Below are 26,718 nucleotides of genomic sequence, written 5' to 3' on the forward strand. Positions count from 1 at the left end.
TTTGTTTAAAAAACCCAATAGACGTGTAATAGGCCATGACAGAGTGACTTCACGATCTGAAACCCTACACGATCTGTAATACCAATTTGAGGAGGTTACACCCGAATGTTCAAACGCCTGGATGAAATCCTGATTGAGATTCCCAATGTCGAGAAGCCAGATCCGAATGCTGCGGCAGCCATACAAGAATTACTCGGCGGCAAATTCGGAGAAATGTCAACGTTGAACAACTACCTCTATCAATCGTTTAATTTTCGATCCAAAGAAAAGCTGAAGCCCTTCTATGACCTCGTCATGAGTATTACGGCCGAAGAATTGGGTCATGTTGAGCTCGTGTCTCATGGTATTAACAAGTGCCTCAGAGGTTCAACCGAGTACAAAGAACCCGACGATACACCACTAGGTTCCGTAAAAGATGCTCGTCTGTCGTATCACTACCTGGCAGGTGCACAAGGCGCAATGCCTTTTGACTCTATGGGTAATCCATGGACGGGAGCAAACGTCTTTAACAGTGGCAACCTAGTCGAGGATCTGCTGCATAACTTCTTCCTAGAATGTGGCGCTCGTACCCATAAGATGAAAGTATATGAGATGACGGATCACCCGGCAGCCCGGGAAGTGGTTGGTTTCCTGCTGGTACGTGGCGGCGTGCATGTTGTCGCATATGCGAAAGCACTTGAGATTGCAACTGGCGTAAATGTGACCAAGCTGGTTCCTATCCCTTCACTGAACAACAAAGCCTTCAACGAGGCTCGCAAATATGAAGAAAAAGGGGTACACACCAAACTGTACACCTATAGTGATAAAGATTTCAACACGATTGGACAGATCTGGAAAGGAACTCACCCCGAAGATGGACAACCTCTTGAAGTCATCCAAGGGATACCTGAAGGATTCCCGATTCCAGAAGCTCCTGCGGTCGAGGAAGAATTTGCACCGGGCATATCGCAAGAAGACTTTAAGGAAATTGCACGCCGTCTGAAGATGGCAGGGAATATTGCGGATTAAAGAACAATTTGTTTAACAGGTTCTTTCCCTATATATAGATTTTTTAACTCTATGTTTAAGTGAAGCCCTCGAACCCTGCTGCTGAATGCAGAGAGGATTGGAGGGCTTTGTTCTACTAAATTTATGATACCATTTTATGGTGCAAGATAAGTATATTGTATGCACGTCACTTCCTGATAATTTAGCTGTAAAAGTAAACCGGATCTCCACTCAGATCGTTAAACTTAGTTAAACTCCAATACCGATTCCTCACGCTGACTCATGACTTCAATTAGCATGTTGGCACCCAGACGAAAACCTTGTGCAAACGCTGCTTCCGTATGCATGCCCTCACATCTGCCACACAAGTCAAATAACTGTTCAAGCTCACGGAATTCTTCATCTTCTTCATCGCTCAATCGATTCTTCCATTGCTCTGTCAGAGCTGCAATCTGCCGCCCTAACGCTTGGTATTCAGGATGTGTCGGCATCATCATCTCATCCGGTCGAAGTCGTCCATTATATAATGCTTCTAATATCGAATTCATGTGCATCCTCCTGTATATCAATTCGCACCTCACTTGAATGAACGTTCTGCACATGGTAGGATATTTATGCAGTCGCTCATTTAAGTGATTGCGGCATAGGAAGCAGCGGTGTTCTTCGTCGGACTCAAGCTGCTTCCTTTTTTATTTTTGGAGTTCGCCGTAAATCTTCTCAATCCCTTTGCGAACGATGTCTGATCGATTCGTATTCAGCTTCTCAGCCGAAATATCGAGCTTGTTCATAATTTCCTCATCGACACGTATTTCAATCGTTCTGCTTTTGGGTTTGTCAGATTTAGGCCGCCCCATCTTTTTGACGGACATTGCTTCACCTCTTTTTTTGTCCTGACAATAATATATTATTGTCAGGACAAAAAGTCAATTTAATTATAAAACATACGTTCGTTTTTGTGACAGCAGATTCATAGATAAATTTATAGTCAGTAATCCGTTTGAATGATAAAAAAACAACCTTGAACGGCTAGGCGCTTAAGGTCGTTAGAGTACTATTTCACTCTTCCATTGGCTTTCCATATCTCACTAAGACATGCCAGAGTAATTTTAACTCTTGTAGAACTTCTTTGTAGGTTTCTCTATCGCTCCAATGGCTTGGGTTTCGTTTCAAGTCCATAGCTGCAGAACCAATGGTATTTGCATCAATCAAATCACTTTTTGCAATTCTCTTGGCTAGTGAAGGCATCGAAGGACCTCGAAAATCCATAGGAACTTCATCAACCAATAGTGTAAAGCCCATGTGCCAGTGGAGATCAATTGAATACTTTAAACATATCTGCTCTAAGATTCTTCCTGTATGGGTGCCTTTAAATGATGGGTCGGCAACAAGCATCTTTACATCTTTTTCAAGGGAAATATCACCATGAACCTGAGCTTCGATATAATGGTCCAGATTTCGGTTTGGCTCTTGGTTGGATGGATTTTGGAATGGTTTCTCAAGATTGACGAGCATATGATCGATTAACTTTTGAACCGTTAGATTTCTTTCACCAATGGCAAAATCACTATAAAATACATCCCTCATAAGAGCAGCCAAAACGAGGTCAAATTCCTCATACGTTCCCTTTTCCTCGGGGTCTTGGTGAGAATCCAAATATGTATACGTGCTACGTTGAGAGACCTCAGTGGATAAAAGGAAGTAACATGATCCAAAACGCGGAGCAGGTCCATCGGGATGTAACATAACATTGAGTGCCCCATACTTGGGCCGTTCGCTATTGGTTGAGCCATTTATTTGGTACGCTCCGCCAAACATTTTATTCTCCCAAACGTCACGTTCACCGCCTGAAAATGCGGAGACACTTCCATTTGATAAGAAAGTCTCAAACTGACTTTTATAAACTCCCTGCTCAAGTAGTGCTTCAGCAACGCTTTTCATGGTCGGATCTAATCGATCTGGGTGAAAGTGTAGCGCAATACTTGCATGAGATTTTAGTTTATTGATAGCTTTTTCAAATGTCTTCAGCTCGATGTTGGACATACGAAGGATTTCCCTAATGGTTTGCTCCGCTTCATTTTTGCGGCTTCTTGCATAATGGGTTACATGCTCTTGAGCTAATTGCTGAGACCTTGATAGTTCCATGGGCAGAGGAGTCCTTTCCCTTTTTATAGAATCATAATACATGATGGACAGTAAGTGAACTTACAGGCGGTTCAAAAATCATGATAGCTTACAATGAATCAATCCGTGTCACTTCTTTCAATTTGAATCATATCTTGTGCAACACGCGCTTCTCCACCATCATAAAGCTATGAACCCCTTATTCTCCGCCTTGTGTCTTAACTTTCTCCTCATCCTTCACGGTCACATGAACTACTTGCCCTTCATTCGCTGTCATCGCATCTCGCATAAGAAGGGTCCATGTCCCTGAATCTGCATCAAACCGCTTGTCCTCAATGACTGGAACACGGATGTTCTCTGCATCAGGTGAAAGAAGTCCGCTACGAATCGCATCCGCATCCGTCATGTGCGCACCATCCGGTGCCACTGGACAAGATACGGCTATCTTTTCTGCTCTGGCCTGCCCAGGATAGGGTTGATTTTCCGGGCCTCCATCCGTCCAGATTTCAACATAGGAGCCGATCTGCGGATCAGGCGCATTGGAGAACCATTTTGCCGGATAATACCGATTTCCTCCTCCGTTTGCACTGAAATCCTCATATGCGGGATCAACCACAAGAATGGAATTGTCTTTGCGTTCAACCACATAACCAGTGAATCCATCTTCACTTGGTGCATTCGCTTGAGTCTGCACAGAGTTGCACTCGATATGTCCTGAACATCCCGTAAGGCATACGATTAGGATTGAGAGCAATATGAGGACTCGACGAAGGTTGGACATATGTAAATCCCCCTTTAATAACACCTCTTTCTAAATTTAACGTTCCATATCAGTTTATTGTTACAAATACAGCTGTCAGCTCACCCTTAACTTCCTGACGGGCTCAGCACGATCAAACCAAATATTCACTTCTTCATATCCCTTTTGTATACGTACCTGCCCCAGATCACCAACGCCGCACACAACAAGATCACACAATAAGCCCAAACAAACAGCATGGCAAGCCCCAACCCGATGTTAGCATCCAGGCGCTCATCAAAGATCTCTGTGTATAGCGAAAAACCGAGTGGCACAGCACCAATAATGAAAAGTCCAATGGACCATCCACCCCAGCGTTGGAAACCGGACCCCGCACGAGTACTGGAAAGTTTGCGAATCCCTTGAGTTAGTAGCCACCAAATCAGAATAAATAATAGACAGGTTATAAGAATTTTCAACATATCGTTCAACTGCATATCGTGTACCTCCTATATCTTGCAAGATGATGAACATATCTTACACGTTAAGCGTTCTCTTTACTATATTACCCGTTTCCATATCCATGATCACAGACAGTCTATGCTGCAGCACTCCCGACCAACCCATACGCTAATCATGAAAAAGAAAAAACACCACCGTCCTGACTCCTTCCAAGTCAAGAACGATGGCGTTACTTCTCGTATTTACATTGTTACATCCACATTGAATAGGTTACGCGCCAAACTGCGCATAGTGAAGGCGGCTGTACACCCCACCTGCTGCGAGTAATTCTTCATGCCGTCCCTGCTCCGTAATCCCTTGTTCAGCAACGACAATAATGCGGTCTGCATTTTTGATCGTAGCCAATCGGTGAGCAATAACCAGTGTGGTCCGACCCTCGGACAGCTCAGCAAGGGATTGCTGAATCGCCGCTTCCGTTTCTGTATCCAGCGCGGATGTGGCTTCGTCCAGGATCAGAATTGGTGGGTTTTTCAGGAACATACGGGCAATAGACAAACGCTGTTTCTGTCCACCGGACAGCTTCACACCACGTTCACCAATTAACGTATCCAATCCTTCCGGCATGGATTGAATCAAAGGTTCCATCTGAGCACGTCTGGCGGCCATCCAGATTTCTTCTTCGGATGCATCCAGCTTGCCATAGGCAATGTTCTCCCGAATGCTTCCATCGAAGAGGAACACGTCCTGTTGTACAATTCCGATATGACTACGCAACGAGTCTAGTGTCATATCCTGTATCTCCTGCCCATCGATCGTGATGCGACCTTCCAGCACATCATAGAACCGCGGCAGCAGACTGCATAGCGTTGTTTTACCTGCCCCCGATGGACCGACAAGCGCTACAGTTTCACCTGCACGTACGTTTAGATCGATACCTTTGAGAACAGGTTCCTGATCGGAATAACCAAAGGTCACTTGCTCATAACGGATATCCCCACGCAAATGGGATACCGTAACGGCTCCTGGACGATCTTCCACATCCGGTTCCATATCAAGCAACTCCGTATAACGTTTGAAGCCTGCAATCCCTTTGGGATACGTCTCAATAACCGAGTTGATCTTCTGGATCGGTGTCAAGAACACATTGGATAACATAATAAATGCAATGAACTGACCGTAGGTCATACTGCCTTGAATGACAAACCATGTTCCGCATACCAAGACAAAGAGGGATACCAGCTTCATCAGCATATAACTGACAGAAGAGTTCCAGGCCATGATTTTGTATGCGATTAGTTTGGTCTGACGGAAACGACCGTTGTTCACAGCGAATTGTGCTTTTTCATGCTCTTCATTAGCAAAAGCCTGAACAACACGGATACCTGTAATATTGTTCTCTACGCGAGCATTGAAGTCCGCAATATCACCGAACATTCGGCTGAATGCCTTGGACATTTTGCTACCAAAGTAGAGTGACAGATAAATAATCAACGGTACGATGATAAAGGTTAACACCGCCAGATTTCCATTAATGCTCATCATGATACTGAATGCACCAATTAGCGTCATGACCGCGATAAATACATCCTCTGGACCATGATGGGCAATCTCACCGATATCCATCAGATCGTTAGTCATGCGGGACACGAGGTGTCCTGTTTTCGTATTATCGAAGAAACGGAACGATAACTTCTGCACATGATTAAACAGACTTTTACGCATATCCGTCTCGATGTTAATACCCAGCTTGTGTCCCCAATAGGTAACCACGAAGTTCAGGAATGAATTCAGGAGGTAGATGCCGAGCAATGCCAGACACGCCCATAGAATCCAGTCCCAGCGGCCGCCTGGCAGCAGATCATCGACTACCCGGTTGACCGCCAGTGGAAAAGCCAGTTCAAGCAGCGCGACCAGAATCGCACAGCTAAAGTCAAGAATAAAGAGCTTTTTGTAAGGCCTGTAATAGGCAAAGAAACGGCGAAGCATGGACTGAAGTCCTCCTTATGCAATCACACAACGATGATTACGTTCTATTTCGTCTTGCTTAAGAGATACAGGAAGTATGGCGCACCAATAATGGCAACCAGGATCCCCGCAGGAATCTCCGAAGGCTGCAGGATGACACGACCCAGCGTATCTGCAACCAGTACAAGCAATGAACCGATCAGTGCAGATGCAGGTAACAGGAATTGATGTTTTGGACCCACCAAACGACGTGCCAAATGCGGTCCGATCAGACCAACAAAACCAATCCCCCCACTCACAGATACACATGAGCCGGCAAGTCCTACCGCAGCCGCAAGCAAAATCAGTCGCTCACGCTCAACCGGAGTCCCGAGTCCACTTGCTGTCTGGTCACCCAGATTCAACACGTTCAGTACACGTGCCTTATACAGAACAAGCGGGACAAGAATAATAAGAAACGGTAACAATGCCGTTACAAATTTCCAGTTCGAACCCCAGATGCTGCCTGCCATCCAGGTAGCTACAAATTGATATTTTTCCGGACTAAGCCGTAACGTAAGCACGATCATGGCAGAACTGATTCCCGCCGCTACCCCGATCCCTGTAAGCAGCATACGCGTAGGCAGGATGCCCTCTCCTTTTTTGTAAGAGAGAATGTAGATCAGAAATGCAGCAAAACCGGAACCGATCAGGGCCAGAATTGGCAAAAGAAATACCGGCGCTGCTGTCGTTGTCGGGAAAAAGGAAACAAATAACATGACGACCAGACCAGCACCTGCATTAATCCCGAGGATCCCCGGATCTGCCAACGCATTCCGAGATACTCCCTGCAAAATACAACCAGATAACGCAAGTCCGGCCCCGACCAGCACCGAAATCACAATACGTGGCAGACGGAATTCAAACAGGATCAATTCCTGTTTCGCCGTGCCTCCACCAAATAGGGTTCGCATCACCTCAAGCGGCGAAAGCTTGGTAAAACCTGTGTTCATGCTCACCACAAAAGCCGTAATAATTAATAGGGCAAGCACAATGAGGACAATCGTACTCTTGGTTCTCTTCTTGCGCTCTGCTCCAACTATTGTTGAGGATTCCATCGTTACAGAGTCCTCCTTTCTTTACGCGCCAGATACAGGAAGAATGGTACCCCGATGAGGGCAACCAATGCGCCAATTGGCGTCTCGTACGGCGGGTTAATCATACGTGCAGCCAGATCCGCAAATACAAGCAACAGACTGCCCATCACAGCGGAACATGGAATAATCCAGCGATAATCGACCCCAACCAGCTTACGCGTAAGATGGGGAATAATGAGTCCAACAAAACCGACCGCACCCACCACGGACACAGCTGTACCCGCGAGAATCAGTACAACAATTAGGCCTATGAGCTTGATCAGCCCAGTACGTTGCCCCAAGCCCACCGCAATATCTTCTCCGAGACTAAGCAGAGTAATGGAACGGGAGATGAGAAGACCTGCGATCAGTGCCGCGAGTACCCATGGGAACATGACCTCAAGTTGAGACCACTTCGTTCCGGCTACACCACCGGCCGTCCAGAAAGCCAGATCTTGTCCAATCCTGAAATATAATGCAATCCCTTCACTGAGTGCCGACAACATCGCTGATACAGCCGCACCTGCAAGTACAAGGCGTAGTGGTGTAAGGCCTGATTTGGAAGCTGCACCAAAACCATACACCAACAGGACACCAAGCCCCGCACCAAGGAAGGAATACATGATGATATACATAAATGGCAAGCCAGGGAAGAAGGCAAAACAAACTGCAAGTGCAAATCCAGCTCCCGCATTCAACCCAAGCAGACCTGAATCGGCCAGCGGGTTACGAGTCATGCCCTGCATGATCGCCCCAGCTACAGCGAAACATGCACCTACCATTGCTCCTCCAAGAATACGTGGCAACCGAATCTCCCATATGATCTGATGTGGAGTCAGCTCAGGATTGAAGTCAAAGATGGCCTTCCAGACTACACTAAGCTTAATATCAGCAGCGCCAAAAGAAATGGACAACGCCATACCCAGAGCGAGTAGCAAAACTCCCCCTGTAAGAATAAGTGTGGCCGCCCACGGACGAGTGTGTATCTTCGCTGTGGGTGAATCCGGATTATGTTTTTCTGGTGAAGCTTGTGAACTCATACGCGCCCACCCTCGTTATGAGTGGAGCTGCTCAAACCTATGTACATAACAATCACCTCTCTATAAATACCGAACTTTAATGATATTGATATTGATTCTCATTCCCATAGACCATTGTAAGTGAATCCACGGGCTCTGGCAATGGACAAATAGGACATGTTTATTGCATATATGAAGATTTGCACACAATTTTACACGCAAAAAGGCTGCGCAGGAGCCAAAAAGCTCGAACACAGCCTTATCATTGCATATGTAGAACATGTAAAATATAGACTCGTTTAACGGACATGTACCGTAAGTAAGGATGCCAGGACATCCGGAACATCAGTAATGATCCCTTGCACACCCATGTCAATCAAGGCCTGCATCTCGGCAGGATCATTCACCGTAAATGGGTAGGTAACAACGCCATGTGCCAGTGCAGCAGCAACATCTTCTTGTGTGACCGCCAGCTTGTAGGGATGAAGGCCGGAAGCTTCGAGTTTGGCGGCATAATCATAAGGACGGTACAACTTTTCCATATATAGAAGTGCTGTACGAATCTCCGGGGCAAGACGTTTACATCTCACGAGGGAAGTATGATTGAAGCTGGACAGCACGACCTGTTGCTCCAGATTCCAGTCCCGGATCGCTTGTATAACCTTCTCTTCCATCCCCTTATAGCTCACAATACCATTTTTCAATTCCAGATTAAGCAGGGTTCCTTTCCCCTGTACCAGCTTGAATAACTCCTCCAGAGAAGGAATACGTTCCCCGGTAAAATCAGCATGGAACCAGGAGCCGGCATCCCTTGTGCGCAATTGATCGTAAGTCGTATCTTTAACCCAGCCTTCTGTGCCACCAGTTCGACTTAACGTCTCATCATGAATCAGTACCAGTCTGCCATCACTCGTCATCTGCACATCGGTTTCGATCCCTGTCGCTCCAAGCTCCAGACTTCGTTCAAAAGCGCTCATCGTATTCTCCGGGCATACGGCAGATGCACCGCGGTGGGCAATAATCTCCATGTTCCTCATTCCAGCGCCTCCTGTGTTCAAGCTTCGTTCTATGATCCTTACTATAAACACGGTTTGTTAGACCTGTATTAACAGAGCGTATAATGGGTTACCTGCTTCGCTAATACTAGCGACCGGGTTGAACATCAACGGGCTGGGGATTCACTCATTTTTGCGAACTCAATCTGAAAATCGACATAACATAGTATGAACGATGGAAGCACTGAACTCCGTTATAAGGAGGTTGACTATTGAATCCCTCAAAGAAAAAATCGATACCTACGCGTCCTCACACATCCCAGTTACAGTCGGCTTCCAGGCATTCTAGAGCATCTGTCCATATCAAAAACAAATCTGGCAAGACGGCTAATCAGCGTTCTCTTAACTCCAGTTCACCCAACACACTGGATCAGCTGGCTATTGTTGCAGCAATACTCTCCTTAATTGCAGCCGCCATCGGGCTATATATCGCCTGGAAATCGTTAAGTAATCCGGATCAAACTGCTGTTGTGGTGTAAAGCTGCTTGTTGCACAGCTAATGGCTCAGGAGGCTCTCTCCTGCTTCTGACCTTATTCAGGGGCAGGTTTTTGCTTTTTCAAATACTCAACGTATGCTGAAAACGTCAAAAAACCGTTCCCCTGAAACGCCAGCATATACCGGCGTCTCTTTGGAAAGGTCATTTGTTATTGGGGCGCTGCCTCTGCAGCTTAATCCCCGTCCCGGGATACTGACCGAATTACAGAATGAATGTGCGAGAGATAATAACCAACAGAATGAACAATACCAAAATTGCACCTGTTGATGTCCATGCTCCACCACCGAAGCCTCCGCAATATCCGTAACCTGTACCTTTGAGTTCGCTCATCAGTGACACTCCCCTCTTCATCGAAGTACACTATAGACTATGTCCAATAGCGCAACTTGCTTGGGCAGATCGAAAATTCTCCCGAGGAACGATTGGATACAGGCCCGTCTTCTTATACACTCATTTCCCGTTGAGTTGTGACCACTTCTGAGTCAGCTCTGCAGGAATATAGGATGACATTTGTTTGATCAGTTCAGCCGGATCAGATTCCAGACTCCACAGACTGAGATGCGAATTGTTGGAGAACCCTTCCTGTACGCTATGTTCTACCATCTTCATCAGCGGTCCATAATATCCATTGACATTTAATAAGCCAACAGGCTTACGATGAATACCGATCTGTGCCCAACACAGTACCTCGAATAGTTCTTCAAATGTACCCATGCCTCCGGGAAGTGCAATGAATCCATCGGATAATTCAGCCATCGTAGCCTTCCGTTCATGCATGGTTCCCACTTCAATCAGTTGTGTGAGCCCTCCATGAACAACCTCGCCCCGGAACAATCCGGTAGGCATAACCCCGATAACCTCTCCCCCTCGCTCAAGAGCAGCATCGGCTACTGCACCCATCAAGCCCATGCAAGAACCACCATAGACCAGTGCATAACCACTATCAGCAATCTGTTTGCCCAGTTGAACAGCCTTCTCTGTATATTCGGGGTGATTTCCCGGATTGGAGCCTGCAAAAACAGCTATACGTTTCATTGGGTTTCACTCCTTCTCGTGATCTATTTTAATAGTATACAACATGAATGTAATGGGTATGTACAATAGGTTAACAGAATCAATGGACAAAAAAAAACCGACCGTTTGCAGCCGGCCGGGCTCCCATTTCAATACACATCAATTTAGAAGGGGTTGTTATTACCTAATATACAGACCGAACATTAAATCCGTATGATCTTTGCATGAAATGAATATTAAATCTTCGTATAACTAACGTATCCCACGGCGTGAACGTACAACAAACATATGCTTGTCTTTACGAAGAACCCGACCATCTGCAAGTTCAACCTGATCCTCGTCATGACGCAGAATCGTCGTGGATAACGCTACAATTTTGGCCCGGCGCCAGATCATAACCTGTGACTTGAAATAGATCGCATTTTCGAACTGAATCGCCTTTTTCATCACATATCCAACCTTGTGTACTTCAGAACGTGCTTTCTTTAAGGGAAGACTCTCTTCGGGAAGAGGTCTGATCATTGCGATATTGTCAAACGATACCTTAATCCGTTTCGGTCCGATCCGTACACATTCCGCTTCTTCATCCCACTCGACCAGCGTTCCCTTCAATGGCTCCCGTATGCCTGTTGCACGATATACCGCTACTTTTCGTCCTATCCAATGTCGCAATGTTCTCACCTCCATCTGTCTAGTTTTCAGGTATCTTCCAATCGATCGGTTCAATACCTTTGGAGGTCAAGAAGTCATTGGCTTTGGAAAAGGGACGACTGCCGAGGAATCCACGATGCGCAGCCAGCGGACTGGGATGTGTAGACTCCAGTACAAGGTGCTTGTCCCTGTTAATAAAAGAACCTTTCTTCTGGGCATGACTGCCCCATAGCATAAATACCATTGGCTCTGAACGCTCATTCAACGCGCGAATGACCGCATCCGTAAACGTCTGCCATCCCAGTGCCTGATGGGAGTTCGGCTGACCTTCACGAACCGTCAGAACAGCATTTAATAGCAGGACTCCCTGTTGTGCCCAATGAACCAGAGATCCATGATTCGGAATCGGCAGGTCCAGATCGGCATGAAGTTCCTTATATATATTTTTCAGAGAAGGCGGTACACGCACTCCCGGTCTAACCGAAAAGCTTAATCCATGAGCCTGTCCTGCTCCGTGATAAGGGTCCTGACCAATAATAACGGCCTTAACCTGATGATACGGCGTCAGCTTCAGTGCCGAGAACAGGTCTTCTTTGGGCGGAAAGACCGTCTGCGTTTTGTACTCGGCGGCGAGAGTGTAACGAATCTTGTTAAAATATTCGGCTTCCGTCTCTTCCTGAAGCACCTTGTCCCAATCGTTTCCAAACATATGTATAGGCTCCTTTCCCCTGATGAATGCAGTTTCGTTCAGCCCAACTACTGGGCTCTTCCTTCTGAGAGCCGCATGTCATGCAACTCATAGACTATCCACCATTTTAACATAACCGGGGACAGCAGACCAGAATTGCGCATCAGGTATAGGTCCACCTCGAAATAAATCGTATTCTTGCTACATTCAGTATACTCAATCCAAAAAAGTCACCTCGCTGTTGCGTGATGACTTGATGATTTATACTTGAACGGGCACCTCTTCGACTTCTTTCACAAGCACACTGCTAATTCTCCGTAACCCTTCCTGAAGGACAGAACGGGGACAAGCCAGATTCAACCGAATACAACCCTCACCATTGGCTACAAACATATGACCATCTTCGAGCAATACACCCGCTTGCTCAGCGAAGAATAATGGTAAGCTTACATTATGGGGAGCATATGCCGAGATATCAATCCAGGCCAGATACGTGGCTTCCGGGATGTGAAAAACAGCCCGTGGCAGATGCTGCTTCAAATACTGTTCAACACAGGCGAAATTGGCGTCTAGATAACCTTTTAATTGTTTCAGCCATTCATCACCCGTTTCGTAAGCCGCTTGAGTGGCAGCGATGCTCAGTGGGTTTTTGAAACCATAATGGCGTGCCTGCCAGATGTCTCGAAGTTCATTATTCGGAATGATGACATTGGAGAACATCAGACCAGCCATGTTGAATGTTTTGCTCGGAGACATACATGTAATGATTCGATCCGTATCCGGGAACAGCTTTGCGAGTGGCGTATGTTTTTTGCCTGTCCGCAGCAGATCACAGTGAATTTCATCCGAAATGACCCATACGTTGTTCCTCAGGCAGATTTCACCCACACGTTGCAGCTCCTCCGTTGTCCAGACACGTCCAGACGGATTATGGGGATTGCAGAAAATACATACCCTTACCTTCTCATCCTTCGCTTTGGCTTCAAAATCCTCAAAATCAATCGAGTAATGCCCCTGCTCATTGATCATATCCGAACAGACCAGTTCAAGATTGTTATGCTCCGCAGCTGACTTGAAGAAACCATAAGACGGGGTCACGATCAGTACTTTCTCATCCGATTGACAGAGATATTCCACCAATTCATATAAAGCGGGAATGATCCCGTTTGAGGTCTCCAAATGCTCCTTCGCGAAGGACCAGTCATAGTATCTTTTCATCCAATTGGAGACAGCTTCGTAGTATGCGGGATCGAATACTTGGGAGTAACCCATGATTCTACGATCCAGACGATCCTTAACTGCATCCAGAATCTCGGGAGGTGTGGCAAATTCCATATCTGCAATCCACATGCGAATAAATTCTTCATCCTTGAATGGAAAAGTCATGTCCTCTGTGGCTTTAAAAATATATTGACGGAAACCATCCGTATTCATAGCATTTGTACCTGTGCGGTCTATAATCTCATCAAAGTTATATTTCATAGCTTCTGCTCCTCTGTCTGCTCAACATTTCATTGTCGTTTCATGTCGTATTACATCCATTATTCCATGACGCTGGAATTGCATCAAATGCAATACAATCTATCCTGACGAAACAAATGAAGTTAATTGTTTCTCCAGAATAGGTATTTCGACGAAAAAGTGATATATTTCTCATATAACATCATTTTTATGATGACTTTCATCATTTTCACGTACTCTCAAGAAACATTGCATAAGGAGAACCGTTTATGAACAATATCAATCAGGAAGTTGGCAAGAAAATACGAAACTTTCGGAAGTGGCGGGGAATGACCATTCAACAGCTTGCGGATCAGATCTTCAAGAGCAAGGGCACGCTGTCCAAATATGAGAGCGGAGATATTACACTCGATCTGGTGACGTTACATCACATTGCGAACGCACTCAACATCCAGGTGGAGCAACTCTTGTACCAAGAGCCAAGACATGCTTCTCCCCTGATGAATGCGGTCCCTTCCAGCTTTTTCAAGAACTCCACCCGTTTCTATTCCTACTTCTATGATGGGCGTAACAACAGTCTCATTCGTTGTGTCATTGACATGATGGCTCAATCGGATGCCAACCGTTATCGCACCGTGATGTATATGAATGTGAAGGATTTTGAGAACTATCAAGAGTGCGAGAATATGTATTGGGGCCACACCGAGCATTATGACACACTCACCACCCTGATTTTGAAAAATCAGGCCACGCCGCTGGAAAACCTATATATTAATATTTTGGCGTCTTTTCAGGAATCGGAGAAAAAGTGGGGACTGATGGCGGGTGTCTCCTTCAGACCTTTCATGCCGATCGCGCTAAAAATGTTATTCTCCAGAACCCCGCTGCCCGAGAATCAGGAGTTATATAATGAATTAAAAATCTCAAAGGAAGATCTGCGGACCTTGAAAATATACAACATGCTCGCTGTCACTTGAACAACGCAGCGCGTCACACATTCTCATATCATATGGGATGGAGACAGTTCCTCCCCATTAGAAAAGGCACTTCTATAAGCTGTTGAAACCAGCTCTCATAAAAGTGCCTTTTGCTTTGACGCTTATTGGATCGTGGAATAAACGAGACTAACGCTTAGTTTTTAATTAAATCCAGCGTCTCGTCAAACATTTGCTTCTGTTCCTCAATCTTGTTCTCATTACCGATCACGCAGCGCTGTTGCTGTTCAAGTATAGCCGATAAAAGCTCAGCAAAACCGATAATGTCGCTTTCCTTTGTGCTTAACACTTCGTCACGTTCCTGTTGCAGATCCGCTTCAGTCACATTTGACAGATAACACTCCAGGGAGAAAGCTCCTTCTCCATAAGGCGTTCTCGGCGTATCGAGATCCTGAATCGCACCAATGATATAACGCGTCATTTCCCGCTCGTCTGCCCGGAAATCGGTCAAATATTGCGGTATCTCTTCATATATTTTGTACGTTTTATCGAGATTTGGATCACGATACGATGCAACGTAGCTGTCTCCGTTCCGTCTGAAGCCTGACATACAGCCATAAGCTCCGCCTTTGGCGCGGATATTGGTCCACAAGTAATCCAGAGACAGGATTCCCTGCAAGACCCGAAGTGAACCGGTGTATTGATATCCATTGTCGATATAATTGCCCGTTTGCACCACGTACTGCACCTCTGACGGGGAACGGAATCCTTCCTTATGAGTTGCAGGTGTGAACGTAAACTCTTCCTTGGCAACCTCATGTGTGAACAGCTTCGCTTTCAGATCGGATACCTGTTGCTCCAGTCCCTCATATCCCTGTTCATCGGCAGTATAACTAACAAGCAAGTTCTCTGGTCTGAAAATATACCCCGTCAACTCTTGCAGGCTGGAAGATAACTCTTCTTTTCTCGCCTCAAAGTTCGCTTGAAGATCCTCAAGCCACTGGTAAAAGGCAATGCCACTCACAGCTTCTCTGAAATCCGCAACCGCTGAATGTTTGGACGAAGACCGACCAATTCCCGCCGAATGTCCGCTATTGATCAGATTACGTTGCAGATTACCTTTCATTTGGGAGATGATCTCATATAACCGCTTCGAATTATCAAATTGGGACGTGAACACGATTTCTTTGATCATATCAAAGGCAAATCCAAGCTTGTCATACAACACTTTTGCGTTGAACTCATAGGTCGCCTTGAATTCATTGTGCTTATGCGCGTTAGCATAAGATCCTATCCCGCTATGAATACCACCCGAATGGATATGGATTTCATTGGACAGTTCATTGAACGAGTAGTTTTGAGTATCCACGTAACCCAATACATTCTTGAGCAACCCTGCATACGGCAGGAGATGACGTGGCACTTCTTTGATATCAAACAGCAGTCTCAGATAACCAATTCCGTTGGTGTAGAGGTTATGATGAAGAATGGTTGTTCCGTCGACCTGGTTCACCGTTTGATGCAACGTAGAGGCCTTCTGTTCAATATCTTCAATCGATAACGTCGGAATGACCTGCTGCTGCTCTTTGGTTGAAGGTGTATTCTGATACTCGGCGAGCGCTTCTGTTTTCTGAATCAACGTCTGGACTTCTTCCTCACTAAGACCGGCCTGAATGGTTTTCAGACGTTCTTTCAACGCTTCCTCCTTGCGTGAGTTCAGCCCCTTATCCGGGGTAAGCGCTACAAAGGAAGTATGTGTGTTCTGTAATATATACTTCGCAATGAGTTGCTCGAAGTAACCTTCGTTCATTTTTGTCCGCAGTTCAGCAAATACGTCATTGGCCTCTAAATGGGTGAAAGGTGCATCTTCATCGTACAACCAACTTTGCAGGGAGGAGAATCCGTAGATCAGGCCTTTCGGCATTCTGCCATAGTCCGCTTCTCTGTGATTGAACTCATACGAGTTAATTCCAGCAAGCAGCGCTTTAGGATCAAAACCTTCTTTTACCACACGCTCGAGCACTTCTTGGACCGTTCCCAGGAAATCCTCTTTGCTAGACAGATTGCTCTTCTTCAATCCCACAGTGAATACAGGTTGATACAGGCTGTCATCATACGAACCGTAGACGTCCTTCGCGATTCCTTTATCCAGCAAAGCCTGTTTCAATACCGCTCCCGGAGCGTTCAGCAGTGCATATAACAAAATTTGGAATGAAATGTTCAGTTCCTTGTCCAGACTTGTGCCGATCACCGCGTTATAGGTCAAGAAGCTGTTATCCACTTCCGATTCCGTACTTCCCGCAGAGTAAGTCTTAACCGTGTCTACCCGTTCTGCAAAGGCAGGTTGAAGTTGAATGGCCGAATCAATCTCGATGCGATCATATGCACTCAGATAGTTCTCATCCAGCCATTGCAGCTTCTCTTCCATATCCATATCCCCGTAGAGATAGATGTAACTGTTGGAAGGATGGTAGTATCTCGTGTGGAAATCCAGCAGCCCCTGATAGGTCAGATCCAGGATAGCTTCCGGGAATCCGCCAGACTCGGAGGAGTATGTGGTATCCGGGAAAAGGGAGTTCAGCACTTCTCTGCGCACCATTCGTTCCGGTGAAGAAAAGGCACCCTTCATCTCGTTATATACAACTCCGTTGTAGGTTAATTCATCATCTGCAGAGGTCAGGTTGTAGTTCCAGCCCTCTTGTAAAAATATCTTTTCATTCTCATAAATATTTGTATTTAATACCGCATCCAGATATATATCCATCAGGTTATGGAAGTCATGATCATTACGACTCGCGATCGGATAGATCGTCTTATCGGGATACGTCATGGCGTTAAGGAATGTATTCAATGAACCTTTCAGCAACTCAACAAAAGAATCCTTGGCCGGAAATTTCTTGGACCCACAGAGCACGGAGTGTTCGAGGATATGGGCTACCCCTGTATCATCTTCCGGAGGTGTGCGGAAACCGATACTGAATACTTTGTTGTCGTCCTGATTGGACAAAAGTACAATTTTGGCCCCGGATTTCTGGTGTTCCAACAGATACGCATCCGATTTCAGTTCTTCGATTCTGCGCTCCTGTAACACCTTGTATGGCTTAAGCTGTTTCAACATAAACTTGAGTCCTCCGTCCATAAGATTGTTTTATTGGTTTTGTGACTTATCGTTCAGCAAGGTAAAGGTAATATATGCCTATGGATAGTATACACCATTGTTCCGTCTCTTCATAAAAGTCAGGTGAATGTCCTTCTGATATGTATTATGCAGGGTTTATGTTTATGAACTGCATGGTGAAGTGGTCAGCAATGAAGTGACATTGATATTAATGAACATAAAGAAAGATCGCATGCAGCTTGGTTAACAAGCGTCATACGATCTTTCTTTTTAAGATGCCGAGGACCGGGATCGAACCGGTACGGTAGTCACCTACCGCAGGATTTTAAGTCCTGTGCGTCTGCCAATTCCGCCACCCCGGCAGGATTATGTATTTCTTGGCGACAAGAAATATCTTACCATGAACTAATTAACTTTGCAACACTTTTATTAAAAATAATAAAAAAAATGAAACAGGCACTGCAAGCGTCAGCTCACAGTGCCTAGAAAGTCCGAGTTGCGGTCCCGGACTTCCGGTAAACCAATCTATATTAAGGGAGGTGTGAAATAAGAATACCTCCCCAACATTAAAGAAACCTAAAATCAGCCTTAAATTAAACTAAAAAAGTAAAATAGGTCGAACACGAGCCGCTTCTTCCTCACTGCACTCCACGATAACCAAGATATGGTCCTTTAACAGCCAATCTTCGTAATACCGCGCATCCTCTTCCGAGATTCCCGCTTCAGTCAGTGTAAGCACCAAATCATCGGTCTCACTCCCAATCTCATTACCAGCGAGTCTACGCACTGCATTTCCGATCGACATCGTCTGATCCATCCGCTTCCCCAGACCAGCCAATATGCCTTTCAGAGCGCCAAAGGCACCATCTGTTCCGGCACCCTTCAAAGGTTTGGGCAGCCCCGTCTTTTCGCTCACCAGCTCCAGATTAAGCTGCTCCTTCGCCACCGCTCCCAAATATTTATCCTTGATGCCTTCCTCTTTCACTTGATTCAGCATAATTATAGCCTCGTTCTCGGTACGGGCCAGCCCAATAATCAATTGTGTCATTCCGTTCCCCTCCTTTTACCCTAATATAACCCCGTAATCCGCATTCAAAAACGGATCATCCACAGCTAAGACAAATCACCTAGAAGATTGTTGATTTCTCTTCTGGAAATCTATACCTAGTTCTGATAGACTAGATAAAGAAGACAAATTAACCATTGAAAACATTGACATATGGATTTAACATCTCATAATCAGGAGCAATGACTTATGAAAAAAGAGGTAGAAATTGCCATCCGGCGCAAACAACAGATCATGGTTCGTAATACAAGCGGTCAGACGGTAACCGGATTTCCTGAGCGTACCGCTGATACATCCATTCTCTCCTTACGTACGGTTCACGGAAGTCTGTGGATACCGTTTGATGAGGTGGAACATGTTACGCGTCTGTTAAGCATCCGGTCTCATCATTTAAGCGGAATGCAACTCGTTTAGTCGGCTCTGTAATCCTTGAAACTCCAGTTCCCGTATAAATACGTTAACTAGATCTATTGATGCCAGCACTTTATACCAAAAAACCAGACGCATGCACGTCTGGTTTTTCTCTTCTACTTATCCTGTACCACGCTACCACTGACCTCACAACAAAGGCCTGACTATCCTTGTTTCTGCCCGACCTATCCTGTTGTTACTTCACTACAAACTTCACTCGTGTTCCATCCGGATATGTACTTAACTGATTCCCTACCCATGAACCTGCACCACGATTATCTTTCGGGGTAATGTACTGGATATCTGCACCTGTTCCTCCCTCAGCGCACATCGCCATGGGCCACTCGTCACGATCCTTACCTTTTTTGACCGGAACACCCTTAAGTGACAAATCCCGATTCCCTTCTGCTCCACTACGATCAATGGTGCATACATCCGAATGCCCAGCCTTGATGGCAGCCTTAATATGGTTGGCCGTTTCGGGATAGCGCTCTGAAGGGAACGTAATGGTATGGTCTACACTCTTGTTAGTCCCACCGAATGGAGATGGTATCTCCTCCGGCCATTCTCCCCCAGCCCAGGCATAAAGGGCTACCAGCAGCATCGCTACCAACGTCAGTACCTGCTTTTTGAAGCCTTGCTTACCTTTGCGTTTTCGTCTTGTGCGTCTCTTACTCATGCTGTGTCTCCCCCATTCACCACTTGCATTATACCAGAACGCCCGTTCGTAAAACAATACAGTACAATAAAAAAACAGCCGAGACCGCCCGGCTGTTCTGATTGAATGATTATCCTACATTGGGAATGGCCTGTTGACGCAGCAATGGCAGTGTAACGTCAAACTGAGTACCTTTCCCCTCGGTACTCTCCACCGAAATCTGACCATTCATCAGTTCCAGCAGTTCTTTGCAGATGGTCAGACCCAGACCGCTTCCGCCAAATCGGCGCGCATGGGAGATGTCGGTCTGAGTAAATGCATCAAACAATTGTTCGATCCGATGCTGGGGAATGCCAATCCCCGTATCACGCACAGAGAACATCAGTACAACGGTATCCATCAGTTGTTGCCTCACATCCACCTGTAACTGCACTTCACCTTGTTCTGTAAACTTGATCGCATTACTTAGTAAATTATCCAGTACCTGCCGAAGTCTTAGCGGATCACCGATAAGCACATCCGGAACATTCAGATCAGCATGACAGAGCAGGCGTATGTGTTTATTCCGTGCCGCAGGCTCATGTGTCTTTACAATCTGTTGAATCAGCTTTAGAGGTTGAAACTCAATGTTTTCGACATCCATTTTGCCTCTGCCCAGTTTCGCCATATCCAGGCTATTGTTAATGATGTTAAGTAGCGCCTCACCTGATTGACGTGCTAACTCCAGATATTCTTTCTGTTCATCCGTAGTTTCACCCATACCGACAAGTTCGATCATACCCATAATGCCGTTAAGCGGGGTACGAAGCTCGTGATTCAACTTGCCGATGAATTCCAATTGCCCTCTGCTGTTCATCTCAGCCATGGAAGCGGCAAACTTCAATTGCTGTTCAGCATACTTCCGTTCTGAAATATCGTATTGAATGCCTACAAAATATAAACACTCTCCGGATTCATTAAAGATCGGATCAATATTTAGTTCGTTCCAGAACTTCTGACCACTTTTTGTATAATTTAAGATATCAATCTTAATGGATTGTTGTTTCTTTAATGCATCACGGATCTGCATTACCGTTTCGGAGTCTGTATCCTGCCCTTGCAAAAATCGGCAATTGTGTCCGACAGACTCTTCATACGTGTATCCTGTCAGCCGGGTAAAGTGTTCGTTTACATACATGAGCGGAAGCTCAGGCAAGGTAGCATCGACCACCGTCACGGAGGATTTCACTTTCGAGATGATAAATTCCCATTGTAATGGGAGTTGATTATGTTGGCTCATGCCTTCCTCCTTCATCTCATACACATTAATGTTTATATATTCTGCAATCGTACATTATAAGGAGAGAAAACTAACCGAATGGTATGTGTTGATATAAAACCAATATATTATAATTGTAACACAGTTATTCAAGTCATGTGGTTCTTGGGTAATAGTTGATAACTAACATCCCACAATAATCTAACAACTCATCAGGAGGAACATACATGAAATTTCTGTTAATTATCATCATTATCATTTTGATTGTAGTCTTTTTTACCAGACGCAAACGTTGAGATGAGATCTGTTATGTAAGTCAAGAAAGGAAGATGGGTATGAGAACCCTCTTTTTTATATTCATGATCCTGTGCATCATCAATTTCTGTTTCCCAAAATTCGGCTGGTATCTACGATATGGCTGGATTTCCCGGGGTGAAACGGAGCCCAGCAGGCCTTATATGACTATGGTCAGAATGACCAGCTTGTTGATGTTGCTTATCGCCTTCACTCTGACTATGGCATGAACTATAGAAATCCGAAGACAACTGTCCTATTGGGCAGTTTCTTTTTTTGTGCTGAAATGACGGGAAAATGATAACTTTGTTTGTGGTGCGAAGATGACAATGCCCGTAATATAGATATATCGTTTCGGAAAGGACATCATTGGCATGAACATCGCATTTTATCCGTACTGGGCCGCCAAAACGCTGCTCTCGCTTATTAATGTCATATATATCATGGTCATTACTACGTATATATACGGTCTCACTGGATCGGTACTCTCTGCTGCAATGTTTCCACTTATTCAGATCATTACACGCATAATAGCAGGTTTCACTTTGCCATTACTTGTGAACCGTTTCCCATTCTCCAGACTATTGATCAGCATTTCCATAGCCAAAACATTAATCATGACCTGTATAGCCATTTCGTTGAATCACTTGATTTCACAATTGCCGCTTCTATTGATCGGAGTGGTCATACTATCCTTTTTGGACGGATGGGAAACTCCGTTACTGAAGACTTTAACGCCACGATTGGTTCAAGGTGAAGACCTTATAAAAGCAAATAGCCTGCTATCTTTCTCCAATCAGACTGTAACCATTGTCGGTTACGCCATGACGGGATTCGCCGTGATGAACTGGGGGGCGTCACAGACCTTCTGGGCAGCTACAAGCCTGTCCTGGGCCGTTCTAATCTTCATGATTGCCATGGGCTCGCTCACACGGAATGTAGAACAATCTCAGAAATCTGCTGTATCGCGGAATGTATTGAGGGAAGGTTGGAGTATACTTTGGAACAATCCATCATTACGACTGATTACGCTTATGGACATTGCCCAAGCACTTGCGGGTTCCATCTGGATCGGAGCTGTTACGCTGGCCTTTGCAAAAGAAGCTCTGGGACGAGGAGAAGGTTGGTGGGGACTCATGAACTCGAGTTACGCTGCTGGAACCATGCTTGGAGGTATTCTGGCTCTTGCACTGGCCAAACGTATTCAGAAACATCTAATCGCTAGTATGACCATGGGTTCTCTTCTCTTCAGCCTGCTGACCGTCGTTTATGGTCTAAACAACCTGCCGTGGCTCGCTCTGGTGTTATGTATACTCATGGGTCCAGTTAATCAGATTCGTGATGTGGCTCAGCAGACAGCGCTTCAGAACAGTGTACCTGTCGAATCCCTAACCAAGGTATACGCCACCCATGGCGTCCTGATATCCACGGTTATGAGTGTATCCATAGTTATCTTTGGTCTAGTCGCCGATCAACTGGGCGTTCGGTGGGTATACCTTATTGGTGGAGCCTTGTTTATTGTATCTGCGATATGCTCATTATCCTTGAGCAGGGTTCACAGGAACCATCCCATTACTAAACATACGAAAAATATGTAAATCAAAGAGACGAGCAACATTCTGCTCGTCCCTCACAATCTCAATCCAATCGATAATCTGTCAGCGGCCTGCCTTTTTTATAATACAAATTAGGTGACAATATATTGAAGAAAATATGCACATCCGGCATGTATGCTTCTTCCAAAATAGCTTGCACCGACGATGCAATCCGATTATGAATCTCCTGGTCACGTTGAAACATCAGAATCTCTATAGAAGCCGGAGAAGGTGTTAGCGATTGGACATCATGACGCTCTGCCTTCATTCTCTCCCTTGGAATATGAGTAATTAGGGCCATCTGCTCTGTAATTTGGGGTACAACTTCCTCTAGCTGAGGACCTGTGAATCCTTTAAAGCGAATAAACGGCATTGCTATCCCTTCAATCTCTGTTAATAGTCTCTTATGTGATTTTAAGCACATTGTTTTCAGTTGTCAAATGTCACGGATGGCATATGTGGCTTCTTATAAATAGGAAAAGCCCCGCTGAAGTCTCAGCGGAGCTACTGTTTGCACGTTTCTATACGTGACTTACAGCCAGAAAGATTTTGTGATGATCACGAGCAGAATGAACAGTACGAGAATTGCGCTTGTAGAAGTCCATCCGCCGCCAAATCCTCCAACATTACCACCACAACCGTATCCAACTTGACTCATTTGATTGGCCTCCTTTGAATTTCAAGGTATGCCATAACATATGCGTATTCCGCGCAAGTGACCGGGCGATTCGGCAAGTTCATCAGCCCATTCATCTGGTATTCATGCCTGGTAACTTAACCAGATGGGTCGATGGAGATTCTCAGTTGTATTTCATGTGACTCCTGAGGTGAAGGGTCTGTATTTCCTCTGATCAGAAGGATTGTACGAGTACGTGTATCACTTCGGGATGCCAGAACAACCTCTCCATCAGGAGTTATACAATAAGCGATTGGAATGGAGATCCCGCTATCACGGTATGAACCATCCGCATGGCTTGTCCCCATGACAATACATTGATTCTGCAAGGCGATCTGCCGAGCCCCTTCGACCCACTCACTGTACTGCTCTTCACTGAACATCCCCACACCAATGGAATGCATCACAATGTCCACATTTCCTATATTCTCGTTGCAAAATCCTTGCAGGACCAGCTCATCACACAACAAAGTGCTTATTACCCAACCCTGTTCCTGAGCCGTCTCAGCAGGTGTATATTTTGCTTTCTCCGATACAATCTCTCCAGCCTTACTGATCATAATCGATCGGTCCTTTGGACGTTCGTTCAGTCTGCGATGACCCGATACAATCATGGTCCCATATTCAGCCGCCAACCTGCAAGCTTCCTCAACATTCTGGTTCAGATAACCTTCAGGAAAAAATAATACATCTGCATCAGGATGTTGCTTGAGTTCGGCTTCAAGCTGCAACAAATCCTGTTCGAGCCTCGGTTGTCCAATGATAATCTTCATCTGGCATCCCCCATTCATAAATAAAAGCCGGTTCATACCTGAATAAGGTACGAAACCGGCTTAAAGGTTGTACGGACAGAACTCCTGCTCACCGTACTTCGCTTCAAGAGTAATTAGTTCTCATGTTATTGCTCGCTGAAACAATTACCTTTACAGTTGAATGATATGTAGTTAGGCATTTCTACGTTCAATACTATCATATATCGCCTGCCCATCATAGCTTCGATCTGTCGCGATATCCTTAGCGAATAGAGCGCTGTCTGCATTTCCAGATAAGATACTCAGTGCCCCCAGCACCCAAGCAAGTGGATAAAATGCAACGGATAACATTTTCATCATAGCCCTGTCTCCTTTATGTACTATAGAAATGATTGGTTGAATATCCCATTAATACGATGAAGTTCAATTAAAGGTTTCAATTTCTATATAAACATTACCAATTACACCCTGCATACAGGAGACAAACTACAATCGTTCCGTTCAGATCAACTCGAAACTCTGGAGCAACGCTGCTGCCTCTTCATGATCAGGTTCCAGAGCCAATACTTTATGGGTATATGACAGGGTTTCTTCTTCCAGTTCAAGTTCATAACAGCACACAGCCAAATCGTATAAGACGGCTGGATTATGGTTACTCGGGTCTGCAACCAATGATATCTCCAGAAACCGTTTGGCATCCTCATACATATACATCTCATATAACAGCTGCCCTGCCAGAAATGCGAGACCTCCTTGCTGCTCCATCACATAGTAGGACGACCACATCGTATGAATCCCAGACTGAATATCGAGCATTTCCTCATCACTTGCATCAGGAAGAAGACTGGAAATGTGCGTCGCACTGTGAATCAAGAACTCAGCATCATATCCGCCCAGACGCCAAAATGGTAAAATATGCTTCAACTCCATACTCTCTATCCGAGAGTCTACCCATTGTTTCATGCTGAAAAAGTCATCTGGTCCAAAACGCTCAACAAATCGATGATAGGCTAACCGCGTGTTCACATAATTCATCGGTTCTTCCACCATCAACATGCACCCAACATTCAGATCTTTATAATGATGTGTCGTGAATCGAGTATAGGCGCCCTTTTGTTCCAGGACATATTGAATCGCATGGTAATTGGCTGTTAGAGAAAAACTCCCGTGAAGAACGAATTCGGGTGGCTCTGCGAACTTCCAGTTATCCAGCCGATGATCCCCTTTATCAGCGGTAATCAACACATAACCTGACTGTGACAATTTGTTCAAGCGTTCAAGACAGGACAAGCCGATGGCAGGAAAAAGAATATGTGAATCCTCCAGCTCCGCCTTGTACAATGTGATAAGCTCCTGATAAGGATAGTTATCCGCACTGTATTCCGGCGCTCGGCGATATTCATAACTCAGCGTCATGTTCTTCAGCATCTCAGCAGGCTCAAGATCAAGACGACGATCCGGGGATTGTACAAGCAGATCGCACTCATAGATCTCGCCATCCCCAATGTAGATTAATTCCTGTGGAATGCTGTCAAAAAAGTAATTAGCAATCAACAACAACGGTTGTTTCAGATCACCGGGCCGAATAACCGTACCTGCAACGGCCAGATTCAACTCCGTATCCGCTACAGCGTCAAAACGTGCAAAATCCACTATACCTTGTTGAATAAAGGATTGCATGGATGGATGCTCCTGCCAACCCAGTACATTCTCCGCTACGAGATCCGTCATCACATATCTGAAAGCTGGTAACTCTATTCCGGCAAATTCCTTTAATTCAAGCAGTTTCAGGAGAATTTGATGCGCCAAACGCCCTACACCCGCTCCAAGTTCAAGAATGGTTACGGTCTCGCTGATCTTTCCTTTGTTCGATAGGTCCTGAAGAAAACCAAAGATCATCTCTGCATACGTCGTGGCAATCATCGGATTACTGGTAATATATTGAGGTACTTGGTTCTCTGTCCAAGCTTGTAACCCCTTCTGTTCATAATAAGCTCTCTGCCAATCCCAGACCGGAGCTTCGCTGTAACGAAAACGTTGACTTTCATTTGACGTCATTAAACGTTAAACCTGCTTTCTATCTATAATTTCATAAGATTCTTAGATGTTCATGTATCACTTTATTATCGAATACCATTCCAATCTCTGTAATGTATTATATCATAGAACCTTGTCGACTCG

General features: G+C 45.3%; 29 protein-coding genes and 1 tRNA gene. 6 read left to right on the forward strand and 24 right to left on the reverse strand.

Going from position 1 to position 26,718, the window contains the following annotated elements; genetic code table 11:
• Positions 1-105 precede the first annotated feature (105 nt).
• Complete coding sequence (locus tag AC4E8D_RS21270; protein ID WP_036614750.1) at positions 106-1,008, forward strand: manganese catalase family protein; 903 nt, start codon at positions 106-108, stop codon at positions 1,006-1,008.
• A gap of 224 nt (positions 1,009-1,232) precedes the next feature.
• Here AC4E8D_RS21270 and AC4E8D_RS21275 read toward each other — a convergent pair whose 3' ends face one another.
• From AC4E8D_RS21275 to AC4E8D_RS21315, 9 genes are all read right to left on the reverse strand, one after another.
• Complete coding sequence (locus AC4E8D_RS21275) at positions 1,233-1,535, reverse strand: DUF6809 family protein (RefSeq protein WP_221825388.1); 303 nt, start codon at positions 1,533-1,535, stop codon at positions 1,233-1,235.
• A 141-nt stretch (positions 1,536-1,676) separates the two neighbouring features.
• Complete coding sequence (locus AC4E8D_RS21280) at positions 1,677-1,856, reverse strand: ribbon-helix-helix protein, CopG family (protein ID WP_221825390.1); 180 nt, start codon at positions 1,854-1,856, stop codon at positions 1,677-1,679.
• A gap of 187 nt (positions 1,857-2,043) precedes the next feature.
• A complete protein-coding gene (locus tag AC4E8D_RS21285; protein ID WP_221825393.1) occupies positions 2,044-3,129 on the reverse strand; it encodes a DUF3626 domain-containing protein in 1,086 nt (361 codons plus the stop codon).
• Positions 3,130-3,307: 178 nt separating this feature from the next.
• Positions 3,308-3,889, reverse strand: coding sequence for a DUF3221 domain-containing protein (locus AC4E8D_RS21290; protein WP_221825394.1), 582 nt, complete (start codon positions 3,887-3,889; stop codon positions 3,308-3,310).
• Between the two features lie 125 nt (positions 3,890-4,014).
• Positions 4,015-4,344 carry a hypothetical protein gene (locus AC4E8D_RS21295; protein ID WP_449004867.1) on the reverse strand — a complete coding sequence of 110 codons (330 nt, stop codon included), beginning with the start codon at positions 4,342-4,344 and terminating at the stop codon, positions 4,015-4,017.
• A gap of 235 nt (positions 4,345-4,579) precedes the next feature.
• Positions 4,580-6,295 carry an ABC transporter ATP-binding protein gene (locus AC4E8D_RS21300; RefSeq protein WP_076250814.1) on the reverse strand — a complete coding sequence of 572 codons (1,716 nt, stop codon included), beginning with the start codon at positions 6,293-6,295 and terminating at the stop codon, positions 4,580-4,582.
• A gap of 44 nt (positions 6,296-6,339) precedes the next feature.
• On the reverse strand, positions 6,340-7,371 hold the full coding sequence (locus tag AC4E8D_RS21305; RefSeq protein WP_074095819.1) for a FecCD family ABC transporter permease: 1,032 nt from the start codon (positions 7,369-7,371) through the stop codon (positions 6,340-6,342).
• 2 nt (positions 7,372-7,373) lie between these two features.
• Entirely contained in the window at positions 7,374-8,429 is a 1,056-nt protein-coding gene (locus AC4E8D_RS21310) for a FecCD family ABC transporter permease (RefSeq protein WP_036614761.1), read from the reverse strand.
• Positions 8,430-8,707: 278 nt separating this feature from the next.
• Positions 8,708-9,445, reverse strand: coding sequence for a glycerophosphodiester phosphodiesterase (locus tag AC4E8D_RS21315; protein ID WP_405118000.1), 738 nt, complete (start codon positions 9,443-9,445; stop codon positions 8,708-8,710).
• Between the two features lie 230 nt (positions 9,446-9,675).
• Between AC4E8D_RS21315 and AC4E8D_RS21320 the strand changes: the two genes are divergently transcribed.
• The gene (locus AC4E8D_RS21320) at positions 9,676-9,942 is read left to right on the forward strand and encodes a hypothetical protein (RefSeq protein WP_076211469.1); all 267 of its coding nucleotides are present in this window, start codon (positions 9,676-9,678) and stop codon (positions 9,940-9,942) included.
• Positions 9,943-10,161: 219 nt separating this feature from the next.
• Here the strand turns inward: AC4E8D_RS21320 and AC4E8D_RS21325 are convergent, their stop codons facing one another.
• The 5 genes from AC4E8D_RS21325 to AC4E8D_RS21345 form a co-directional block, all read right to left on the reverse strand.
• On the reverse strand, positions 10,162-10,290 hold the full coding sequence (locus AC4E8D_RS21325; RefSeq protein WP_255319930.1) for a hypothetical protein: 129 nt from the start codon (positions 10,288-10,290) through the stop codon (positions 10,162-10,164).
• Between the two features lie 120 nt (positions 10,291-10,410).
• A complete protein-coding gene (locus tag AC4E8D_RS21330) occupies positions 10,411-10,995 on the reverse strand; it encodes an LOG family protein (protein WP_339177898.1) in 585 nt (194 codons plus the stop codon).
• A gap of 231 nt (positions 10,996-11,226) precedes the next feature.
• Positions 11,227-11,646, reverse strand: a complete 420-nt coding sequence (locus AC4E8D_RS21335; RefSeq protein ID WP_017687369.1) for a hypothetical protein — start codon at positions 11,644-11,646, stop codon at positions 11,227-11,229.
• A gap of 19 nt (positions 11,647-11,665) precedes the next feature.
• Positions 11,666-12,334, reverse strand: a complete 669-nt coding sequence (ung, locus tag AC4E8D_RS21340) for a uracil-DNA glycosylase (protein ID WP_339177899.1) — start codon at positions 12,332-12,334, stop codon at positions 11,666-11,668.
• Positions 12,335-12,574: 240 nt separating this feature from the next.
• Positions 12,575-13,795, reverse strand: a complete 1,221-nt coding sequence (locus AC4E8D_RS21345) for a MalY/PatB family protein (RefSeq protein WP_339177901.1) — start codon at positions 13,793-13,795, stop codon at positions 12,575-12,577.
• 248 nt (positions 13,796-14,043) lie between these two features.
• Between AC4E8D_RS21345 and AC4E8D_RS21350 the strand changes: the two genes are divergently transcribed.
• A complete protein-coding gene (locus tag AC4E8D_RS21350) occupies positions 14,044-14,751 on the forward strand; it encodes a helix-turn-helix domain-containing protein (protein ID WP_221825411.1) in 708 nt (235 codons plus the stop codon).
• Between the two features lie 154 nt (positions 14,752-14,905).
• Here the strand turns inward: AC4E8D_RS21350 and AC4E8D_RS21355 are convergent, their stop codons facing one another.
• The 3 genes from AC4E8D_RS21355 to AC4E8D_RS21365 all read right to left on the reverse strand — a co-directional run bounded on the left by AC4E8D_RS21355 (position 14,906) and on the right by AC4E8D_RS21365 (position 18,875).
• Positions 14,906-17,827 carry an insulinase family protein gene (locus AC4E8D_RS21355; RefSeq protein ID WP_449004868.1) on the reverse strand — a complete coding sequence of 974 codons (2,922 nt, stop codon included), beginning with the start codon at positions 17,825-17,827 and terminating at the stop codon, positions 14,906-14,908.
• A 276-nt stretch (positions 17,828-18,103) separates the two neighbouring features.
• Positions 18,104-18,189, reverse strand: a tRNA-Leu gene (locus AC4E8D_RS21360).
• Between the two features lie 236 nt (positions 18,190-18,425).
• On the reverse strand, positions 18,426-18,875 hold the full coding sequence (locus AC4E8D_RS21365; protein ID WP_253501886.1) for a general stress protein: 450 nt from the start codon (positions 18,873-18,875) through the stop codon (positions 18,426-18,428).
• 207 nt (positions 18,876-19,082) lie between these two features.
• Between AC4E8D_RS21365 and AC4E8D_RS21370 the strand changes: the two genes are divergently transcribed.
• Entirely contained in the window at positions 19,083-19,307 is a 225-nt protein-coding gene (locus tag AC4E8D_RS21370) for a hypothetical protein (protein ID WP_017687353.1), read from the forward strand.
• Positions 19,308-19,500: 193 nt separating this feature from the next.
• Here the strand turns inward: AC4E8D_RS21370 and AC4E8D_RS21375 are convergent, their stop codons facing one another.
• Together AC4E8D_RS21375 and AC4E8D_RS21380 are read right to left on the reverse strand one after the other, a co-directional pair.
• A complete protein-coding gene (locus AC4E8D_RS21375) occupies positions 19,501-19,983 on the reverse strand; it encodes a NucA/NucB deoxyribonuclease domain-containing protein (RefSeq protein WP_449004869.1) in 483 nt (160 codons plus the stop codon).
• 109 nt (positions 19,984-20,092) lie between these two features.
• Positions 20,093-21,241: a sensor histidine kinase gene (locus AC4E8D_RS21380; protein ID WP_449004870.1), complete on the reverse strand. Its 1,149-nt coding sequence runs from the start codon at positions 21,239-21,241 to the stop codon at positions 20,093-20,095.
• A gap of 314 nt (positions 21,242-21,555) precedes the next feature.
• Between AC4E8D_RS21380 and AC4E8D_RS21385 the strand changes: the two genes are divergently transcribed.
• Together AC4E8D_RS21385 and AC4E8D_RS21390 are read left to right on the forward strand one after the other, a co-directional pair.
• Positions 21,556-21,744 (forward strand): DUF6199 family natural product biosynthesis protein, encoded by a 189-nt coding sequence (locus tag AC4E8D_RS21385; protein WP_145323098.1) that lies wholly within the window; start codon positions 21,556-21,558, stop codon positions 21,742-21,744.
• A gap of 144 nt (positions 21,745-21,888) precedes the next feature.
• Positions 21,889-23,112, forward strand: a complete 1,224-nt coding sequence (locus AC4E8D_RS21390) for an MFS transporter (RefSeq protein WP_449004871.1) — start codon at positions 21,889-21,891, stop codon at positions 23,110-23,112.
• 40 nt (positions 23,113-23,152) lie between these two features.
• Here the strand turns inward: AC4E8D_RS21390 and AC4E8D_RS21395 are convergent, their stop codons facing one another.
• The 5 genes from AC4E8D_RS21395 to AC4E8D_RS21415 all read right to left on the reverse strand — a co-directional run bounded on the left by AC4E8D_RS21395 (position 23,153) and on the right by AC4E8D_RS21415 (position 26,595).
• Positions 23,153-23,482 (reverse strand): DUF1904 family protein, encoded by a 330-nt coding sequence (locus AC4E8D_RS21395; RefSeq protein WP_339177921.1) that lies wholly within the window; start codon positions 23,480-23,482, stop codon positions 23,153-23,155.
• Positions 23,483-23,641: 159 nt separating this feature from the next.
• Positions 23,642-23,767, reverse strand: coding sequence for a sporulation protein YjcZ (locus AC4E8D_RS21400; protein WP_083657089.1), 126 nt, complete (start codon positions 23,765-23,767; stop codon positions 23,642-23,644).
• A 116-nt stretch (positions 23,768-23,883) separates the two neighbouring features.
• Entirely contained in the window at positions 23,884-24,558 is a 675-nt protein-coding gene (locus AC4E8D_RS21405) for a hypothetical protein (protein WP_490205196.1), read from the reverse strand.
• Between the two features lie 171 nt (positions 24,559-24,729).
• Positions 24,730-24,897, reverse strand: coding sequence for a hypothetical protein (locus AC4E8D_RS21410; RefSeq protein ID WP_237174403.1), 168 nt, complete (start codon positions 24,895-24,897; stop codon positions 24,730-24,732).
• A gap of 141 nt (positions 24,898-25,038) precedes the next feature.
• On the reverse strand, positions 25,039-26,595 hold the full coding sequence (locus AC4E8D_RS21415) for a tetratricopeptide repeat protein (protein ID WP_490205197.1): 1,557 nt from the start codon (positions 26,593-26,595) through the stop codon (positions 25,039-25,041).
• Between the last annotated feature and the right edge of the window lie 123 nt (positions 26,596-26,718).

The organism is Paenibacillus sp. SRL342 (genome assembly GCF_984798905.1).

Excerpts from the sequence above, each read along its gene's own strand:
- ung (WP_339177899.1), bottom strand. The coding sequence starts at position 12,334 with ATGTTTGGAAACGATTGGGACAAGGTGCTTCAGGAAGAGACGGAAGCC.
- AC4E8D_RS21385 (WP_145323098.1), top strand. The coding sequence starts at position 21,556 with ATGAGAACCCTCTTTTTTATATTCATGATCCTGTGCATCATCAATTTC.
- AC4E8D_RS21305 (WP_074095819.1), bottom strand. The coding sequence starts at position 7,371 with ATGGAATCCTCAACAATAGTTGGAGCAGAGCGCAAGAAGAGAACCAAG.
- AC4E8D_RS21355 (WP_449004868.1), bottom strand. The coding sequence starts at position 17,827 with ATGTTGAAACAGCTTAAGCCATACAAGGTGTTACAGGAGCGCAGAATC.
- AC4E8D_RS21330 (WP_339177898.1), bottom strand. The coding sequence starts at position 10,995 with ATGAAACGTATAGCTGTTTTTGCAGGCTCCAATCCGGGAAATCACCCC.
- AC4E8D_RS21315 (WP_405118000.1), bottom strand. The coding sequence starts at position 9,445 with ATGAGGAACATGGAGATTATTGCCCACCGCGGTGCATCTGCCGTATGC.
- AC4E8D_RS21415 (WP_490205197.1), bottom strand. The coding sequence starts at position 26,595 with ATGACGTCAAATGAAAGTCAACGTTTTCGTTACAGCGAAGCTCCGGTC.
- AC4E8D_RS21410 (WP_237174403.1), bottom strand. The coding sequence starts at position 24,897 with ATGATGAAAATGTTATCCGTTGCATTTTATCCACTTGCTTGGGTGCTG.
- AC4E8D_RS21350 (WP_221825411.1), top strand. The coding sequence starts at position 14,044 with ATGAACAATATCAATCAGGAAGTTGGCAAGAAAATACGAAACTTTCGG.
- AC4E8D_RS21275 (WP_221825388.1), bottom strand. The coding sequence starts at position 1,535 with ATGAATTCGATATTAGAAGCATTATATAATGGACGACTTCGACCGGAT.
- AC4E8D_RS21295 (WP_449004867.1), bottom strand. The coding sequence starts at position 4,344 with ATGCAGTTGAACGATATGTTGAAAATTCTTATAACCTGTCTATTATTT.
- AC4E8D_RS21405 (WP_490205196.1), bottom strand. The coding sequence starts at position 24,558 with ATGAAGATTATCATTGGACAACCGAGGCTCGAACAGGATTTGTTGCAG.
- AC4E8D_RS21270 (WP_036614750.1), top strand. The coding sequence starts at position 106 with ATGTTCAAACGCCTGGATGAAATCCTGATTGAGATTCCCAATGTCGAG.
- AC4E8D_RS21285 (WP_221825393.1), bottom strand. The coding sequence starts at position 3,129 with ATGGAACTATCAAGGTCTCAGCAATTAGCTCAAGAGCATGTAACCCAT.
- AC4E8D_RS21310 (WP_036614761.1), bottom strand. The coding sequence starts at position 8,429 with ATGAGTTCACAAGCTTCACCAGAAAAACATAATCCGGATTCACCCACA.
- AC4E8D_RS21375 (WP_449004869.1), bottom strand. The coding sequence starts at position 19,983 with ATGAGTAAGAGACGCACAAGACGAAAACGCAAAGGTAAGCAAGGCTTC.
- AC4E8D_RS21390 (WP_449004871.1), top strand. The coding sequence starts at position 21,889 with ATGAACATCGCATTTTATCCGTACTGGGCCGCCAAAACGCTGCTCTCG.
- AC4E8D_RS21400 (WP_083657089.1), bottom strand. The coding sequence starts at position 23,767 with ATGAGTCAAGTTGGATACGGTTGTGGTGGTAATGTTGGAGGATTTGGC.
- AC4E8D_RS21325 (WP_255319930.1), bottom strand. The coding sequence starts at position 10,290 with ATGAGCGAACTCAAAGGTACAGGTTACGGATATTGCGGAGGCTTCGGT.
- AC4E8D_RS21370 (WP_017687353.1), top strand. The coding sequence starts at position 19,083 with ATGAAAAAAGAGGTAGAAATTGCCATCCGGCGCAAACAACAGATCATG.
- AC4E8D_RS21365 (WP_253501886.1), bottom strand. The coding sequence starts at position 18,875 with ATGACACAATTGATTATTGGGCTGGCCCGTACCGAGAACGAGGCTATA.
- AC4E8D_RS21380 (WP_449004870.1), bottom strand. The coding sequence starts at position 21,241 with ATGAGCCAACATAATCAACTCCCATTACAATGGGAATTTATCATCTCG.
- AC4E8D_RS21300 (WP_076250814.1), bottom strand. The coding sequence starts at position 6,295 with ATGCTTCGCCGTTTCTTTGCCTATTACAGGCCTTACAAAAAGCTCTTT.
- AC4E8D_RS21280 (WP_221825390.1), bottom strand. The coding sequence starts at position 1,856 with ATGTCCGTCAAAAAGATGGGGCGGCCTAAATCTGACAAACCCAAAAGC.
- AC4E8D_RS21345 (WP_339177901.1), bottom strand. The coding sequence starts at position 13,795 with ATGAAATATAACTTTGATGAGATTATAGACCGCACAGGTACAAATGCT.
- AC4E8D_RS21290 (WP_221825394.1), bottom strand. The coding sequence starts at position 3,889 with ATGTCCAACCTTCGTCGAGTCCTCATATTGCTCTCAATCCTAATCGTA.
- AC4E8D_RS21395 (WP_339177921.1), bottom strand. The coding sequence starts at position 23,482 with ATGCCGTTTATTCGCTTTAAAGGATTCACAGGTCCTCAGCTAGAGGAA.